The following is a 15,511-nucleotide window of genomic DNA, read 5'->3' as shown; positions in this document are numbered from 1 at the left end:
TGCGAGCCGCCCGGCACGTGCCAGGCTGGAGGCATCGGTACGACGGCGGCTGGGCGGCGAGCACGGGAGGAGCCGTGAGGCGGTTGCGGCGCGGCCTGCACCGCGCGTGGCGGTGGCTGCGGGTCGGGGCCCTGTTCGAGCACGGGCGGGAACTGGAACTGATGCACCGGGCCATGGGGTTCGCCACCCTGTCGCTGGTGACGCTGGCGCCGCTGCTGATCGTGGTCGCCGCGGCCGACCCCCTGGTGCGGGGCGGCTTCGCGTCCTGGCTCACCGACGGCATGGGCCTGTCCGGCCGGTCCGCGCACGCGGTCACCGACGTCATCAGCCCGCCGCGCAAGGTCATCGGCACCACCAGCGTCTGGAGCGGTGTCCTGCTCGCCGTCTTCGGCGTGGCCTTCGGCGGCAGTGTGCAGAACGCCTACGAAAGGATCTGGGGCCTGGCGTCCGGCCCGTGGCACCGGGTGTGGCGGCAGGCGACCTGGCTGGTGGTGCTGACCGCGTACCTGTACCAGGAGGCGGCGACGAAGACGACACTGCACGGCGGACAGCGGATCACCCTGTCGACGCTGAGCGGTGTGCTGTTCTTCTGGTGGGGGCAGCGGTTCCTGCTGGGCGGCCAGGTCCGCTGGCGGGCGCTGCTGCCGGGCGCGGTGGCCACCGTCGTCGGCCTGATCGGGCTGCGGGCCTTCTCCCACCTCGTCTTCACCCCCCTCATCGTCACCAACGCCCTCAGCTACGGCGCCGTCGGCACCGTCCTCGTCGTGGAGTCCTGGCTCATCGGCGTCGGCTTCGTCATCTACGGCGGTGCCCTGTTCGGCCGCTGGTTCACCGAGCACCACTGGATGCCCTCCCATCACCAGCCGCAGCGGACGGACGGCACCGACGAGCGGGACGGGTCCTAGGCGAGCTGCCGGCGCACCAGCTCGTGCAGCCGGCCACCGGTGTCCGCGAGGAGTTCGGCCGGGGTGCCCTGCTGGACGATCCTGCCGTCCTCCATCACGATCACCCGGTCGGCGTCCAGCACGGTGGACAGCCGGTGGGCGATCACGATGCGGGTGGCGTTCAGCTTGCGGGTGCTGTCGATGACGACGCGCTGGGTGTCGTTGTCCAGGGCGCTGGTCGCCTCGTCGAGGAAGAGGATCCGCGGCCGCCGGATCAGGGCCTGCGCGATCATCAGGCGCTGCCGCTGCCCGCCGGAGATCGCGCCGCCGGCCGCCACGATGGTGTGCAGCCCCATCGGCATCCGCTGGATGTCCTCCGCGAGCCCCGCCAGTTCGGCCGCCGCCATCACCTCCTCCGGCGTGTACGGCTCCGCGCCGCAGATGACGTCCATGATCGAGCCGGAGAACGGCTGCGCGTGCTGGAGGACCACGCCGCACTGGCGGCGTACCGCGGACCGGTCCAGCGCCGCCAGGTCCTGGCCGTCGTACAGGACGCTGCCGGAGACCGGCCGGTCGAAGCCGATGAGCAGGCGCAGCAGCGTGGACTTGCCGCAGCCGCTCGGGCCGACGACCGCCACGAACTCGCCCGGCCGTACCGCGAAGGACACGTCGTCCAGGACCAGCGGGCCGTCGTCGGTGTACCGGAAGGACAGCCGGCGGGCCTCCAGCGCGCCCGACAGCGGCCCCGGACGGGTGCTCGCCGTGCGGACCTCGGGCATGGCCTCCAGCACCGGCTTGATCTCCTCGAACAGCGGCAGCGCCGCCACCGCCGACACGAACGCGCCGGTCAGCTGGGTGACCGAGGTCAGCAGCATGGTCACCGAGGTGTTGAAGGCCAGGAAGTCCGCCGCCGACATCGCGCCCCTGGCCGGGCCGGCCAGCAGCATGAACATCAGCAAGGTGCACACGGGCAGGTAGACCGCGCCCAGGACGGTGGTCAGGTTCTTGATCCGGCCGACCCTCTGCTGGAGTTCGCGGCCGCGCGCGAACTCGCGGGCCCAGGCCGCGTAGGCGTAGTTCTCGGCCGCCGCCACCCGCAGCTTGGGCAGCCCGCGCAGCGTCTGGAACGCCTGGTTGTTCAGCTTGTTGCCGAGTACCACCAGCCGTCGCTGCCAGCGCACCTGCCACAGCCCGAGCCCCGCGAACACCACCGCGACGACGAGCAGCATCCCGATCGCCGCGAGCGCCATCGGCACGCTGTACCACAGCAGCAGTCCCAGGTTCATCGCGCCGACGGTCACCGACTGGGCGACGACCGGGCCGACGCCCGCCAGCAGCCGGCGGATCGCGCTGACGCCCATCGCCGCGCTGGCCAGTTCGCCGGTCGAGCGCCGGGTGAAGAAGCGGGTGGGCAGGCGCAGCAGCCTGTCCCACACGGCCGGTTGCAGCGCCGCCTCGATACGGCCCTCCAGGCGCAGGATGGACAGGTTCTCCAGCAGCGTGAACGCCGCCGCGACCACTCCGCTCACCATGACCGCCAGGCACACCCGGGCGATCAGGCCCTCCTGGGCCCGCGGCACGTACTCGCCGAGCACCTTGCCGGTGGCGATCGGCACCAGCGCGCCGATGGCCACCGTCACCAGGCCCGCGAGCAGCAGGTTCAGCAGGTCGCCGCGGGTTCCGCGGAGGCTGAACCGGAGCAGTCCGAGCGGGGAGAGCGGCTTGTCGGGCAGCGGCCGGTAGAACATCACCGCGCGCGGCTCGAACTCCCCGGCGTTCGTCTTGCCGACCGGGGTCCGGCGGCCGGTGCCCGGGTGGACGGCGACATAGCCGCCGCGCCGCCACAGCAGCGCCACCGGCGCCCCGGACAGCGCCCGCCGGCCGACCAGCGGGCCCGTGTTCTCCCGCCACCAGCGCCCCTCGAGGCGGACCGCCCGGGTGCGCACCCGGGAGGCCAGCGCCACCCGTTCGACCGGATCGAGCCGCTCGCTCGCGGTGCCGCCGTGCGCGGGCGCGGCGAGCGTGATCCCGGCCGCCGCGGCGACCAGCTTGCAGGCCGCGTAGGTGGCGTCCGCGTCGGCGGCCGTCGTACGGCGGGCCGAGCGCTTGCCGATGGCGGCCAGCAGGGTCTGGTCGGCCTGCGCGCGCACCGCCTCGCCGGCCTTGATCCCGGCGGCCGTACGCGTCTCGTGCGCCTGCTCCAGCTGCTCGATCCACCGGTCCAGCGCGGTCAGCAGCCGGTACTGCTGGTCCACCATGCCCTGCCACAGCGCCGGGTCCATCAGCAGATCGGCCGCGGCCTCGGCGCCGTACAGCGAGCCGTACTGCACGCTGCCCGGCGGCACCTGCATCCAGAACACGTCGTCGTCGGCGGGCGTGTCGGCGCGCTCGTCCGCCATCGGCGCCTGGAAGAGGACGGACAGGCCCCGGCCGACGCCGAGCGCGAGCGCGTACTCCAGGGGGCTGGAGGCCGGCGGCACGTACTGTGGAGCGCCGTGCTCGTCGTAGGACCAAGTCTCGGTGGCGGCCGGCTGGTACAGCTCGCGCAGCCCGACGCGGTGCACCACGCAGTCCCGGACCGGGCGGGCCACCAGCGTGTGCCGGGGCCCGGCGACCGGGCCGAGCAGCAGCGTGCCCGCCTCCAGCCGGCCCAGGTGGTGCCAGTGGCCCTGCTGGGCGGCGTCCACCGCGAACAGGTCCAGCGCGCCGGCCGCGACCAGCCACAGCACCTGCGGACCCTCCAGGTCCAGCCGGCCGAGCCCGGCGCAGTCCAGCCGGGTGCCCAGCGAGCCGAGCGCTTCGAGGACGAGGTCGCCTTCCCGCACGGATGTCATCTCACCGCTCCCTGACCAGCGCCGCGTACGCGCCGCCGCGCGCCACCAGCTCCTCGTGCCGCCCGCGTTCGACGACCGTGCCGTGCTCCAGGACGACGATCTCGTCGCTGTCGCGGACCGTGCTCAGCCGGTGCGCGATCACCACGCAGGCGCAGCCGCGCCGGCGCAGGTTGTCCATCACCACCAGCTCGGTCTCCGCGTCCAGCGCGCTGGTCACCTCGTCCAGCACCAGGATGCTCGGCCGGCGCACCAGCGCCCGCGCGATCTCCAGGCGCTGGCGCTGCCCGCCGGAGAAGTTCCGGCCGTCCTGCTCGACCGGGCTGTGGATGCCGCCGGGCCGGCGCATCACCACGTCGTACAGCGCCGCGTCCTTCAGCGCCTCCACCACCGCCTCGTCGGGGATGGACGGGTCCCACAGGGCCACGTTGTCGCGGACCGAGCCCTCGAACAGGAAGACGTCCTGGTCGACGAAGGAGACGGAGGCGGCGAGCGCGCCGCGCGGGATGTCCTCCAGCCGGCGGCCGTCGATGCGGATCACCCCGTCCCACGGCGTGTACAGGCCGGAGATCAGCCGGGAGACCGTGGACTTGCCGCTGCCCGAGCCGCCGACCAGCGCCACCTGCTGCCCGGGACCGACGCTCAGGTCGAAGCCGGTCAGCAGCGGCCGGTCCAGCGGGCTGTAGCCGAAGGTGATGTTCTCCAGCTCGACATGGCCGTGCAGCCGCCGGGCCGAGTCACCGCCGGGGCGGGCGTAGAGCGGATCGGTGCGGAAGTTCTCCACGTCCTTCAGCCGGGCCACGTCGGCCGCGAAGTCCTGGATGCGGCCCGCCACGCCGTTGAGCCGGGTCAGCGGCGCGGTGAAGCGGGCGACCAGCGCCTGGAAGGCCACCAGCAGACCGACCGAGATGTGTCCCTCCACCGCGCGCAGGCCGCCGATCCACAGGATGAGCGCGCTGTTGAAGGTGGCGAGCGTCGGCGCGACCACGCCCAGCCAGGCGCTCGGCACACCGAGCCGCTGCTGCTCCTCCAGCGTGGTGGCGTGCTGCCCGGCCCACTTGCGGAAGTATCCGTCCTCGCCACCGGTCGCCTTCAGCGTCTCGATCAGCTGAAGTCCGGTGTACGAGGTGTTGGTGAGCCGTGCGGTGTCCGCGCGCAGCTTCGCCGTGCGGGTCGCGCGCAGCCGTACGACGAGCCGCATGGCCACCACGTTCAGCAGGGCCACGGCGATGCCGACGACCGTCAGCTGCGGGTCGTAGGTGTAGAGCAGCACCGCGTACAGCACCACCACGACGGCGTCCACGCCGGCCGCCGCGAGGTCGCGGGCCAGGGTCTCGGCGACCTGGTCGTTGGACTGCAGGCGCTGGACCAGGTCGGCGGGGGAGCGCTGGGCGAAGAACGTCACCGGCAGCCGCAGCAGATGGCGCAGGAAGCGGGCGCTGGAGAGGGTGGAGGAGATGATCCGGCCGTGCAGCAGATTGGCCTGCTGGAGCCAGGTCAGCACCAGCGTCAGCAGCACACAGGCGGCCATCGAGGTGAACAGCACGCCCAGCAGGGAGGTCTGGCCGCCGATGAGGAACATGTCGATGTAGGTGCGGCTGAGCGCGGGCACGGCCGCGCCGACCGCGACCAGCAGCAGGCTGGCCAGCACCGCCGCCGGGAGGGTGCCGGCGGTGCCGCGCAGCCGGGCCGGCAGCGCGCCGAGCACTCCGGAACGGCGCCCGCCCCGGGCGAAGCCCTCGCCCGGTTCCAGCACCAGCACCACACCGGTGAAGCTGCCGTCGAACTCCTCCAACGGCACGAAACGGCGGCCCTTGGCGGGGTCGTTGACGTACACCCCGCGCCGGCCGAGGCGGCGGCCCATGCCGTCGTAGACGACGTAGTGGTTGAACTCCCAGAACAGGATGGCCGGGGCCCGCACCTCGGCGAGGGCGGCCAGGTCCATCTGCATGCCCTTGGCGGTCAGGCCGTAACTCCGCGCCGCCTTCAGCAGGTTCGAGGCACGCGAGCCGTCGCGGGAGACGCCGCAGGCGATGCGCAGCTCCTCCAGCGGGACGTGCCGGCCGTAGTGGGCGAGGACCATGGCGAGGGAGGCGGCGCCGCACTCGACGGCCTCCATCTGCAGCACGGTGGGCGTACGGGCCCTGCCGGTACGGGACTTGGCGGACGGGCGTCCGGCGGGGGCCGCCCGTCTGCGGCCACGGGTCTGCCGGGCGGTGGTCACGGGAGCAGCCAATCGACGGGGTGCTGGTCGGCGAGCCGGACGGAGCCGGTGGCCAGGGTCATGGAGTCGAGCCGGAACGGCGGCCCGCCGGCGCTGGACCAGCGGTAACCGCTCTTCGTGGACGACGACTCGGCGAGTTCCACCAGCACGGCGACCGGGCGGCCGTCGCGGGTGAACTGCTCGCCGAGCTGGCGGTCGCCGAGGAACGCGGCGATCGAACGGTCGGACTGCGCGCCGCGGTCCACCGACTTCACCGTGCCGCGCAGCACGCCGTATCGCTGGGCCGGGACCGAGGACACGGTCAGGTCGACGGAGGCGTGCGCCGGGATGGCGGCGGCGTTCTCGGCGGGCACATACACGGTCGCGTACAGCGGGTCGGAGGCATGGGCGACCTTCTCCACGGCGGCGACGTCGCCGCCGGTCCGGATGATCTGCCCGATGGAGGCGGCGAGTGTGGTGACGCGGCCGGCGGCGACGGTACGGACGACCGTGTCGCCGTGCTCCGTACGGACCTTGACGACGGGCGCGTGCGCGGGCAGCCGTTCGCCCTGCCGGGCGAGGACGGCGGTCACCTGCCCGGCCACCGGGCTCTGGAGCACGTAACTGCCCTGCCCGTGGGTGAGGATGGCGGGCGCGCTGACCGTGGAGGCGACCGAGCCGGTCACGGCCCACACGGAGGCGGCGGCCAGCACGACGACGGTGACGCCGAGCGCGATCCAGCCCTGCGGGCGGGCCAGCCGTACCGGGAGGTCCAGTTCTTCCGGCGACTGGAGCTTGGCGAGGGCCTGTTGGCGGAACTGCACGGAACTTCCCTCACCTGTGGGTCAGACGCATGAGGTGACGCATGGGGTGACACATCTGGTTCACAACGTCCGAGAGTCCCGGAGCCGAGGGACGGCTCCGGGACTTCGGTGGCACCGGGGTGCGATCAGAGACCGGCGACCAGGCCGTTGACCGGAGCGGTGTTCAGGCCGGTGACACCCTCGACGGTGCCGACGACCGTGTTGACCAGACCGGTCACGCCGGGGGCGATCTCGTTCACGGTGCCGAGGGTGCTGTTGAGGGTGTTCACGGACAGACCGCCGGAGACGTTGTCCAGCTCGGCGTCCGAGATCTCGACGGTCTCGACCTGGGGGGTGGAGTTCATGATGGAACTTCCCTTCGTATGGATGACTTCACAAGGGGGGAGCGGCCCCCTCTGGGGACAGACGGACGGCCGCGACCGCGAGCGCCGGGCACCCGGTCACGGGAGCCGCCGGAGCCCTGCGGTGCGATGGATCAAAGCACGCACGCGGGCCGCGCTTCCAATCAACCAGGGCTCTCACCTGGGCACTTGGCTCATGAGGGGCCTCATCCGTGCAGGCGTGCGCACGTCGTGTCGGCGACTCCTTCACATGCCGCACGGCATCGTCGCGACGGGTGTCCTGGCCGCCGGGCCGCGAATCCGGCACTTCTCGCCAATGGCGTGCCGGGGGCCGCGCGGATGTGCAGATCCCCGGGGGCCGGTGAGGTGCCCCGGTAATCGATGTGCAGATTCCCTGAAGGGTGGATTCCGCTTCGAGTTCACAGCTGAGCGTCATCGAGCGATAGCAGACCGTGTTTGTTCGTGTCTGGTCGGTTGACGGTCGGGCCGTGTTCAGTGGCTGGCCGGAGCGTGGCCGATTCGCCGCGCCGGCCCGGCCGTACGGAACCGGAACTGAACGCACCGCGCCTGCGGTGCGTACGTACGGCCATCCAGGCGCCGCGATACCCACCCCGGTCCGCACCGCCCGCGAGCGGCGGGCTCCCCGTCCCAGGAGGTCGAGAAGGTTGAGTCACAAGCGCATGCCCAGGCGCAAGGCCGCGATGGCGGTGGGCGCTCTCGCGGCACTCGGCGCGGCGGCGTTCCTGCTGCCCCACGCCGACGCCTCCCAGGACCCGGGAGACGGCGGTCCGGCGCCGGGCGCCGGCGGCACCGCGAGGACCCTGAGGGCCACGGACGCCCCGGACCTCGACGCCCGGCTGCGGAAGATCCTCGGCGACGCCTTCGCCGGCTCCTACTACGACAGCGGCCGGCAGCAACTCGTCGTCAACGTGGTCGGCGGCGGCGACGACGTCGTCGTCCAGGCGCGGAAGGCCGGCGCGGTCGTCCGCCAGGTCGACAACAGCACCGCCGAACTCAGGGCCGCCGCCCGGACGCTGAGGACCCGGGCGGCCATCCCGGGCACCTCCTGGGCCGTCGACCCGCGCACCGGCAAGATCCTCGTCACCGCCGACTCCACGGTGACCGGCGCCGAGTGGGCCCGGCTGCGGTCGGCCGTACGGAGCCTCGGCTCCGGCATGGCGACCCTGAAGAAGTCCTCCGGCACCTTCAGGACGTTCGCCTCGGGCGGCGACGCCATCTTCTCCCGGGTCCAGGGCGGCAACGTCCGCTGCTCCCTGGGCTTCAACGTCACCGCCGCCGACGGCAGCCCCGCCTTCCTGACGGCCGGTCACTGCGGGGTGGCCGCCGAGAAGTGGTCCGATGCGGAGACCGGCGAGCCCGTCGCCACCGTCGACCAGGCCACCTTTCCCGGCGACGGCGACTTCTCCCTCGTCAAGTACGACGACCCGGCCACCCGGGCGCCCAGCGAGGTGAACGCCGGCGACGGCCGGACCGTGCCCATCGGCCGGGCCGCCGAGGCCACCGTCGGCCAGGCCGTGTTCCGGATGGGCTCCACGACCGGGCTGCACGACGGACAGGTCACCGGCCTGGACGCCACCGTCAACTTCCAGAGCGAGACCGACCCGAACGGCGTCGACACCGTCACCGGCCTGATCCAGACGGACGTCTGCGCCGAGCCCGGCGACAGCGGCGGGTCCCTGTTCACCCAGGACGGCAGCGCCCTCGGCCTCACCTCCGGCGGCAGCGGCGACTGCACCGGCGGCGGCGAGACCTTCTTCCAGCCGGTCACCACCGCCCTCCGCGCCACCGGCGCGACGCTCGGGAGCGCGGGCGACCAGTCCGGTGCGGGTGCGGGTGCGGGTGCGGGTGACGAGGCCGGTGCCGGTGAAGGCGGTGACGCGTCGGCGCCGTCCGGCGCCTCCGGTTCCGGCGCGGCGGACGACGACGGGTCGTCGTCCCCGACCGGTACGCGCTGAGCGGACCGGCGCGCCCCTGAGACTCCCCGGCCGGCCCCCCTCGGTTCCAGCCGGCGGGGAGCGGTCCGGCCCTCCGGCGGGAGGGCCGGACCTGGCCTGTCGGGGGAGGGGCGGCGGGCGTCGTACGGTCGGGACCCGACGGCGGGGCGGCTCTCTCGGTGATGTGGTCGGCCGCGGTGGTGTGGGGGTCTCAGTCGGTGGTGTGCGCCCGGAGGAGGAGTACGGCCACGTCGTCCGCGCGGTCGCGGGCCGCCGCGCTGTGCCGGATCACCTCGTCGGCGAGGTTCTCCAGCGGCCGGTCGCCGATGTCGGCCAGCAGCGCGCCGAGGTCCGCCAGCGCGTCCTCGATGTCGACGCCGGGGGATTCCACCAGCCCGTCGGTGTAGAGGACGAGCACCGAGCCGGGGTCCAGGGCCACCTCGGTCGTGGGGTAGACGGCCGAGGCGTCGATGCCGAGCAGCGGACCTCCGGCCAGGTCCAGCACCCGCACCTTCCCGTCCGGCCGGCGCAGCAGCGGCGGCGGATGGCCCGCCCGCGCCATCACGGCCCGCCCGCGCGCCGGGTCCAGCCGCAGATACAGACAGCTCGCGAACAACTCGGCCCCGAGATCGATCAGCAGCCGGTTGGTGCTGCCGATCACCTCGTGCGGCGCCTGCCCCACCGTGGTGTACGCCCGTACGCCGGTGCGGATCTGCCCCATCAGACCGGCCGCGGTCACGTTGTGCCCCTGGACGTCCCCGATCACCGCCGCCGCCAGCGGCCGGGCCGGCACCAGGTCGTAGAAGTCGCCGCCGATCTCCATGCCGTGCGTGGCCGGCAGATAGCGGGCCGCCGCCTCGATGCCGGGCAGCGACGCCAGCGAGTGCGGCAGCAGCGCCTGCTGGAGGCCGTGCGCCAGGCTGTGCTTCGCGTCGTAGAGCCGGGCCCGCTCCAGGGCCTGCGCGATCAGCCCGCCGAGCGAGGTCAGCACCGCCCGCTCGTCGGCGGGGAACACGTGCGGCTCGGCGTACGCCAGCACACAGGTGCCGACCGGCCGGCCGGACGCGATCAGCGGCAGGTACGCCCAGGCCGCGAAGCCGTCCGGGGTCTGGTGCCTGCCCGGATACAGCCGCTCCAGGTGCGCCCGGGAGTCGAAGAACGCCGGCACCCCGGTGCTGAGCGCCTGTGTGCCCGGGGTCCGCTCGGCCAGCGGCAGCCCCTCGAACCGCTCCACGACGCGGGCCTCCCGGTAGCCGCGGTGCCCGAGCACGTGCAGCCGCCCGCCCTGTGAGCCGAGGATCGCCATCGCCTGGCTGCCGACGGCCGGGGCCACCTCGTCCCAGACCAGCTGCACCACGTCCCGTACCCCCACCGCCTCGGTCAGCGCGCCCGCCAGGCTCAGCACCTGGGAGATCGTCACCAGCCGGGACGGACCCGGACCCGCCTGCCGGGTCTCGCGCGCGCTCCGCGTCATCGCCCGGGCCCGGCCGATCCGCACGCTCAGCCCGGTGGTGCCGGGATACAGCCGGAACCACAGCCAGTCCCCGGGCGGGCGCAGCGCCACGAACGAGGCCATCTGCTGGCTGAGCAGCGCCGCCCGGTACCGGTCCTCGTACATCGGGTCGTTCAGCCAGGGCACCGACGCCCACAGCGGCGTGCCCAGCAGCTGCCCGGCCGGCCGGCCGAGCAGCTCGGCGGCGGCCCGGTTCACGAACCCGATACGGCCGTGCAGGTCCAGTGAGATCAGCCCGTACGGCAGCCGGGACACCAGCCGGACCGCCTCGACCGAGCCCAGCGTCTCCGCCACCGTCGCGGCCCCGGCCACCGCCGACGCCGACATGTCGTCCTCCCGGCCGAGCGGCCCGTCCCGCGCCGCCAGCCGTTCCAGCCGCAGCGCCAGCCGCTCGCAGGCCGACCGCAGACGGCCGCGCTCGGCGTCGGACAGCTCCGGCGGATGCCCGCCGGGCCAGGTCACAAACACCGCGCCGTACACGCGCCGCTCCGTCGCCACCGGCAGCGCGGCGAGCGCGAACGGGTACGGCAGCACGACCGCGATCCGGGGATAGCGCCGGGCCATCTCCTCCTCGCCGCCCACCCACACCAGGCGCCGTTCGCGCACCGCGTCCACCACCGGCAGCGGGGCGCTCAGCCCCACCCGCTCCCACGGTGCCGCGAAGGCCCGGGGCATGCCCGCGTGCACCGCCATCCGCAGGACCGGCTCGTCGGACGGGAGCAGGTACACCGCGCCGGAGTGCGCGTGGACCTCGTGCATCATCGACACCAGCGCGAGCGACAGCAACGGCTGCGCGGCCGTCGCCCCCTCGGCCGCCGGTGCCGGTTCCGGCCCCGGCCCGTCGGACACGCCGACCACCTCCTCCGGTCGCGCCGCGTCCAGGGCACAAGACTCCCTCGCGGCGGCGCGCGGCGCACGGCGAGCGGCCCCGGGGCCCGGTGCGGCGTGCGCGGCGGAGCGGGGCGCACGGCCGGGCACGCGGGGCGTGAGTGGTGAACGGGCGCCATGTGTGCGCCCCCTTGTCACGCCACGATGGCCGAAAATCTCAGGTAGGGAAAACGACCGGCGCGTTCCGGATCCCGGCGCGGTCCGGTGCCGGGCCGAGGGGTGCGGGAAACACGGGCGTACTGGAGGTGGGCCGGGTCGGCCCACGGCGTGTCGCGCCGTCGTGCCGGGCGGCCGGCCCGGCGTGTCCCCTGGCCGAATCGTCGCACCAGATCAGGCGAGGTTCGGCCAACCCGTCGTACTGGGCGGTAGGCACCGGTCCGGGCGGCCGGCGGGCGAACAGTGGCCCCACACGAGCCCCTTCGGCTTCTTTTTTCCCGCGAGCCGGTTTGCGGATGAGGCGCCGGGGCACACGCGGCGGCGGCGATCCGGACGCCTCCTCCGCGCGGGGAAGGGCCCGGCGGAATGGCTGAACGATGACGCAAAAGCAGTGGCTCAGTACTCTCCGTTCAACTTCAGGGGGTTGCTTGCGCGTGACACACCGTGAAGACTGTGGCCGAGTTCCCTCGAAACGAAGGTGTCCCGGGGTGTGCACCATGCACATCACGGAGGGCGGACGCCGATAACGCGTCATCTCGCACCTCGTTTCGAACGGCCGGGGCTGGGGGCCCCGCTGTCCGTACAGGAGCCGGGAGGGTCCCGCCTGATCGCTGCGCGGGAGGTATCGCCGAGGGGATGGGTTATGTCGGGTTGGCGCGCCACACGACCGGGCTCGCCGCGGGGCCGGGGCCGGCCGCGCGGTCGTCGCGTCCTGCGTCGCACGTGTTGAGGGCCGTGGGCCCACTCCGGCGTCAGCCCGACGACGGCTGACGTCCCGCCGCGCGCCCGCAGGCCGCGCGCGCCCCGCGCCGCGCCTCGTCCGATGTCCCGAAAGCGTCGGCACAGCCGTGTCCGGAACCGACCGCGGTCCCGCCCGGCCCGGTGCCCGACGACCCCTGTACGCATGACTTTCGCCGTGCCCGCACGCGCAGCCGCTAGCAAGGAGACAAGGTGATCAGCAAGCAACCGACGGGCGAACGCCTCCTGCTGGAGGAGTTACCCGACCGCTGGCGGGACGTACGCGAGGCCGGGCCGGTGCGCCACGACGAGGCGCAGGGCGTGTGGCAGGTGGCGGACCACGAGACCGTCGCCGCCGTGCTCGCCGATCCGGCGACCTACTCCTCGGACCTCTCCGCCCTCACCCCCACCCAGCCCGACTTCGAGACCTTCCGGCAGGGCAACTTCGTCGGCATGGACCCGCCGGAACACCGCACACTCCGTGCCCTGGTCAGCCAGGCCTTCACCCCCCGGGTCGTTCAGGGACTCGGGCCCCGGATCGAGGCCGTCTGCGCCCGGCTGCTGGACGCCGTCGCCGACCGCGACCGGTTCGACCTGGTGGACGCGCTGGCCTATCCGCTGCCGATCATCGTCATCGCCGAACTCCTCGGCATCCCGGCCGAGGAACACCGGCTCTTCCAGGAGTGGGCGGGTGTCCTGTTCGGCGGCGACCAGCTCGGCGAGGCGCCCGACATGGCCGACCTGGAGCGGGCCCTGGAGGCCATCGCTCCCACGGTGCGCGAGATGAACGGCTACATGCTGGACTACATCCGTGCCCGGCGCGCCGACCCCGGCGACGACCTCACCAGCAGGCTCATCGCCGCCGAGGTGGACGGTGCGCGCCTGCGGGACCAGGAGATGGTCGGCTTCGTGGCCCTGTTGCTGGTCGCCGGGCACATCACCACGACCGCGCTGCTCGGCAACGCCGTCGTCACCTTCGACCGGCACCCCGGCACGGACGCCGCGCTGCGCGCCGACCCCGGGCTCATCCCGGCCGCCGTCGAGGAGGTGCTGCGCTGGCTGCCGCCCTTTCCCGAACTGGGCCGCCGGGTCACCCGGCCCGTGGTCCTCGGCGGCCACGACATCCCGGCGGACGCCCTGCTGATGGCCCATCTGGGCGCCGCCAACCGGGATCCCGCCCGGTTCACCGAGCCCGACGTCTTCGACGTGACCCGGAGCCCCAATCCCCATCTCACCTTCGGGCACGGCATCCACTTCTGTTTCGGCGCACCCCTGGCCCGGCTGGAGGCACGGATCGCCCTGCGTATGTTGCATGAACGATTCCGCATGCTGACGATCCCCTCCTACGAGGACATCGCCTACCAGAACCCGGCCGTCATCGTCGGCGTACGACATCTGCCCGTCGAGGTCGGCAGACCGTAGCCCCGGCGCGCCGCAGCGCCTCCCGGCCGGCCCCGCACCGCTCATCAGGGCCGGACCGGCACACCCGCACCTGAGACCCATCCAACGGAGTCCCCTTCTCATGCCGTACACCATCCCCGCCGCTCCGGCCGCCTCCCGGACACCGTCCCCGTCCCCCCGGGAGCCGCAGGACCTGCACCGGGAACTGCAGGACCGGCTCGACACGCTGGCCCGGACCCACCGGGTGCCCGGCGCCCAACTGGCCCTGCACACCGGCACGGACGTGATCGCCGTGCACACCGGCACCGCCGATGCCACGACCGGCAGCCCCTTCACCGCGGACACCGCCGTCCCGCTGGGCTCGCTCACCAAGCCCTTCACCGCCGCGCTCGTCCTGCTCCTGGCCGACGACGGCGACCTCGACCTGGACGAGCCCGCCGCCGGCCAGCTCCCGGAGCTGGCCGGGATACCCGAGGTGACGATACGTCACCTCCTTGCCCACACCGGCGGGTTACCCACCGGCCCGGATTCGGACACCGCCGCCGCGACCACCGCCCCGCGTTATCTCGCCACCGTCTGCACCGGCCGCGACCTGCTGTTCGCGCCCGGGACCGACTTCTCCTACTCCAACGCCGGCTACGTCGCCGCCGGACGGCTGGTGGAGACGGTCACCGGCATGCCGTGGCCCGACGCGGTCCGGGCGCTGCTCCTCGAACCCCTCGGCATCCGGCCCGCGTTCACCGACGACACCGCGCCCACCCGTCCCGTGGCGGCCGGGCACGCCGCCAACACCGCGACCGGGCAGGCCCGTCCGGCCCGGCAGAACCTGGCACCGCTGGAGGCGCCGGCCGGCGCGCTGCTCGCGAGCGCCCTGGACCTGATCGCGTTCGGCAACGCGCTCACCGGCCGCTCGGACCTGCTGCCGCCCGCCGTCGCCAAGGAGATGCGCCGGCCCGAGCACGCCGCCCGCCCCGGCACGCTGGCCGACGGCTGGGGCCCCGGACTCGCCCTGTACCGGCGGGACGACCGGATCTGGTGCGGCCACGACGGCAACGCCCAGGGCACGTCCTGCCACCTGCGGGCCGACGCGGAGAGCGGCGTCGTGGTGGCCTTCACCGGCAACGCCGGCGCCGCCACCGCGTTGTGGCGCGACCTCGCCGAGGAGGTGACCCGGCTCACCGGCATCCCGGTGCCGGCCGGCGCGCACACCGTGGACCGGGGCCGGCCCGTCGCGCTGTCCGGCTGCGAGGGCACGTACCGCAACGGCACCACGACCTACCGCGTCGCGCCCGGTCCCGACGGCACGCCGGCGCTGTCCGTGGACGGGGACCTGCCGCTGCCGCTGGTCTGCTACGCCGACCTGTCCTGCGATCTGCGCGATCCGGCCACCGGACGCCTCGAACCCGGCGGACGGTTCCACCGCGATCCGGCCACCGGCCGGGTCGACCGGGTACAGATCTCCGGACGCACGGCCCGCCGCACCGACGACGGCTGAACCGGGATCCCGCCGGTATCGGTACCGGTGCCGGTACCGCTGAGTGCCGTGCCGTGCCGGTTCGAGTCCGGCTCCGGGCCGGCTCGGTTCCGGGTCCGGCGCCGTGCCGGCCGCGGTGCGGGCGCCGGTCCGGTCCGGTCCGGTTCCGGTTGGCATCCGCGTCCGCTCCGGTCGCGGCTCCGGTCTCGCCGGTGTGGCCGGTTTCGTGGGTACGGCCGGCAGGGTGTTGGTGGCTGTCGTGGGCCCGGGGTCCGGTCCCGGTCGCGGTGCGGTCCCGGGTGT

At 73.8% G+C, this 15,511-nt stretch carries 9 protein-coding genes; 4 read left to right on the top strand and 5 right to left on the bottom strand.

The window, feature by feature from the left end:
- The first annotated feature begins 74 nt into the window (after positions 1–74).
- Positions 75–905 carry a ribonuclease BN gene (locus SCK26_RS04565; protein WP_412080708.1) on the top strand — a complete coding sequence of 277 codons (831 nt, stop codon included), beginning with the start codon at positions 75–77 and terminating at the stop codon, positions 903–905.
- Here SCK26_RS04565 and SCK26_RS04560 read toward each other — a convergent pair.
- The 4 genes from SCK26_RS04560 to SCK26_RS04545 all read right to left on the bottom strand — a co-directional run bounded on the left by SCK26_RS04560 (position 902) and on the right by SCK26_RS04545 (position 7,086).
- Positions 902–3,718: an NHLP bacteriocin export ABC transporter permease/ATPase subunit gene (locus tag SCK26_RS04560; protein ID WP_318199954.1), complete on the bottom strand. Its 2,817-nt coding sequence runs from the start codon at positions 3,716–3,718 to the stop codon at positions 902–904. The genes SCK26_RS04565 and SCK26_RS04560 overlap by 4 nt on opposite strands.
- Position 3,719: 1 nt before the next feature.
- Positions 3,720–5,939, bottom strand: a complete 2,220-nt coding sequence (locus SCK26_RS04555; protein WP_318199953.1) for an NHLP family bacteriocin export ABC transporter peptidase/permease/ATPase subunit — start codon at positions 5,937–5,939, stop codon at positions 3,720–3,722.
- Positions 5,936–6,742, bottom strand: a complete 807-nt coding sequence (locus SCK26_RS04550) for an HlyD family efflux transporter periplasmic adaptor subunit (RefSeq protein ID WP_318199952.1) — start codon at positions 6,740–6,742, stop codon at positions 5,936–5,938. The genes SCK26_RS04555 and SCK26_RS04550 overlap by 4 nt, the downstream gene beginning before the upstream one ends.
- 125 nt (positions 6,743–6,867) lie before the next feature.
- Positions 6,868–7,086 carry a type A2 lantipeptide gene (locus tag SCK26_RS04545; RefSeq protein ID WP_318199951.1) on the bottom strand — a complete coding sequence of 73 codons (219 nt, stop codon included), beginning with the start codon at positions 7,084–7,086 and terminating at the stop codon, positions 6,868–6,870.
- A 677-nt stretch (positions 7,087–7,763) separates the two neighbouring features.
- Here SCK26_RS04545 and SCK26_RS04540 point away from each other — a divergent pair.
- A complete protein-coding gene (locus SCK26_RS04540; RefSeq protein ID WP_318199950.1) occupies positions 7,764–9,059 on the top strand; it encodes a S1 family peptidase in 1,296 nt (431 codons plus the stop codon).
- Positions 9,060–9,249: 190 nt separating this feature from the next.
- Here the strand turns inward: SCK26_RS04540 and SCK26_RS04535 are convergent, their stop codons facing one another.
- Positions 9,250–11,409 carry a SpoIIE family protein phosphatase gene (locus SCK26_RS04535; protein ID WP_412080707.1) on the bottom strand — a complete coding sequence of 720 codons (2,160 nt, stop codon included), beginning with the start codon at positions 11,407–11,409 and terminating at the stop codon, positions 9,250–9,252.
- Positions 11,410–12,546: 1,137 nt separating this feature from the next.
- Here SCK26_RS04535 and SCK26_RS04530 point away from each other — a divergent pair.
- On the top strand, positions 12,547–13,755 hold the full coding sequence (locus tag SCK26_RS04530; protein ID WP_318199948.1) for a cytochrome P450: 1,209 nt from the start codon (positions 12,547–12,549) through the stop codon (positions 13,753–13,755).
- A gap of 100 nt (positions 13,756–13,855) precedes the next feature.
- The gene (locus SCK26_RS04525) at positions 13,856–15,229 is read left to right on the top strand and encodes a serine hydrolase domain-containing protein (RefSeq protein WP_318199947.1); all 1,374 of its coding nucleotides are present in this window, start codon (positions 13,856–13,858) and stop codon (positions 15,227–15,229) included.
- Positions 15,230–15,511: the final 282 nt, after the last annotated feature.

It is taken from the genome of Streptomyces sp. SCL15-4 (genome assembly GCF_033366695.1).
GTDB lineage: Bacteria > Actinomycetota > Actinomycetes > Streptomycetales > Streptomycetaceae > Streptomyces.
Note: the sequence above shows the minus strand (reverse complement) of the source record. Positions and strands in the feature narration are given on the sequence as shown.

What these genes read in the sequence shown, in the direction of transcription:
- SCK26_RS04560 (WP_318199954.1), bottom strand. Translation starts at nt 3,718, where the DNA reads ATGACATCCGTGCGGGAAGGCGACCTCGTCCTCGAAGCGCTCGGCTCG.
- SCK26_RS04540 (WP_318199950.1), top strand. Translation starts at nt 7,764, where the DNA reads ATGCCCAGGCGCAAGGCCGCGATGGCGGTGGGCGCTCTCGCGGCACTC.
- SCK26_RS04525 (WP_318199947.1), top strand. Translation starts at nt 13,856, where the DNA reads ATGCCGTACACCATCCCCGCCGCTCCGGCCGCCTCCCGGACACCGTCC.
- SCK26_RS04545 (WP_318199951.1), bottom strand. Translation starts at nt 7,086, where the DNA reads ATGAACTCCACCCCCCAGGTCGAGACCGTCGAGATCTCGGACGCCGAG.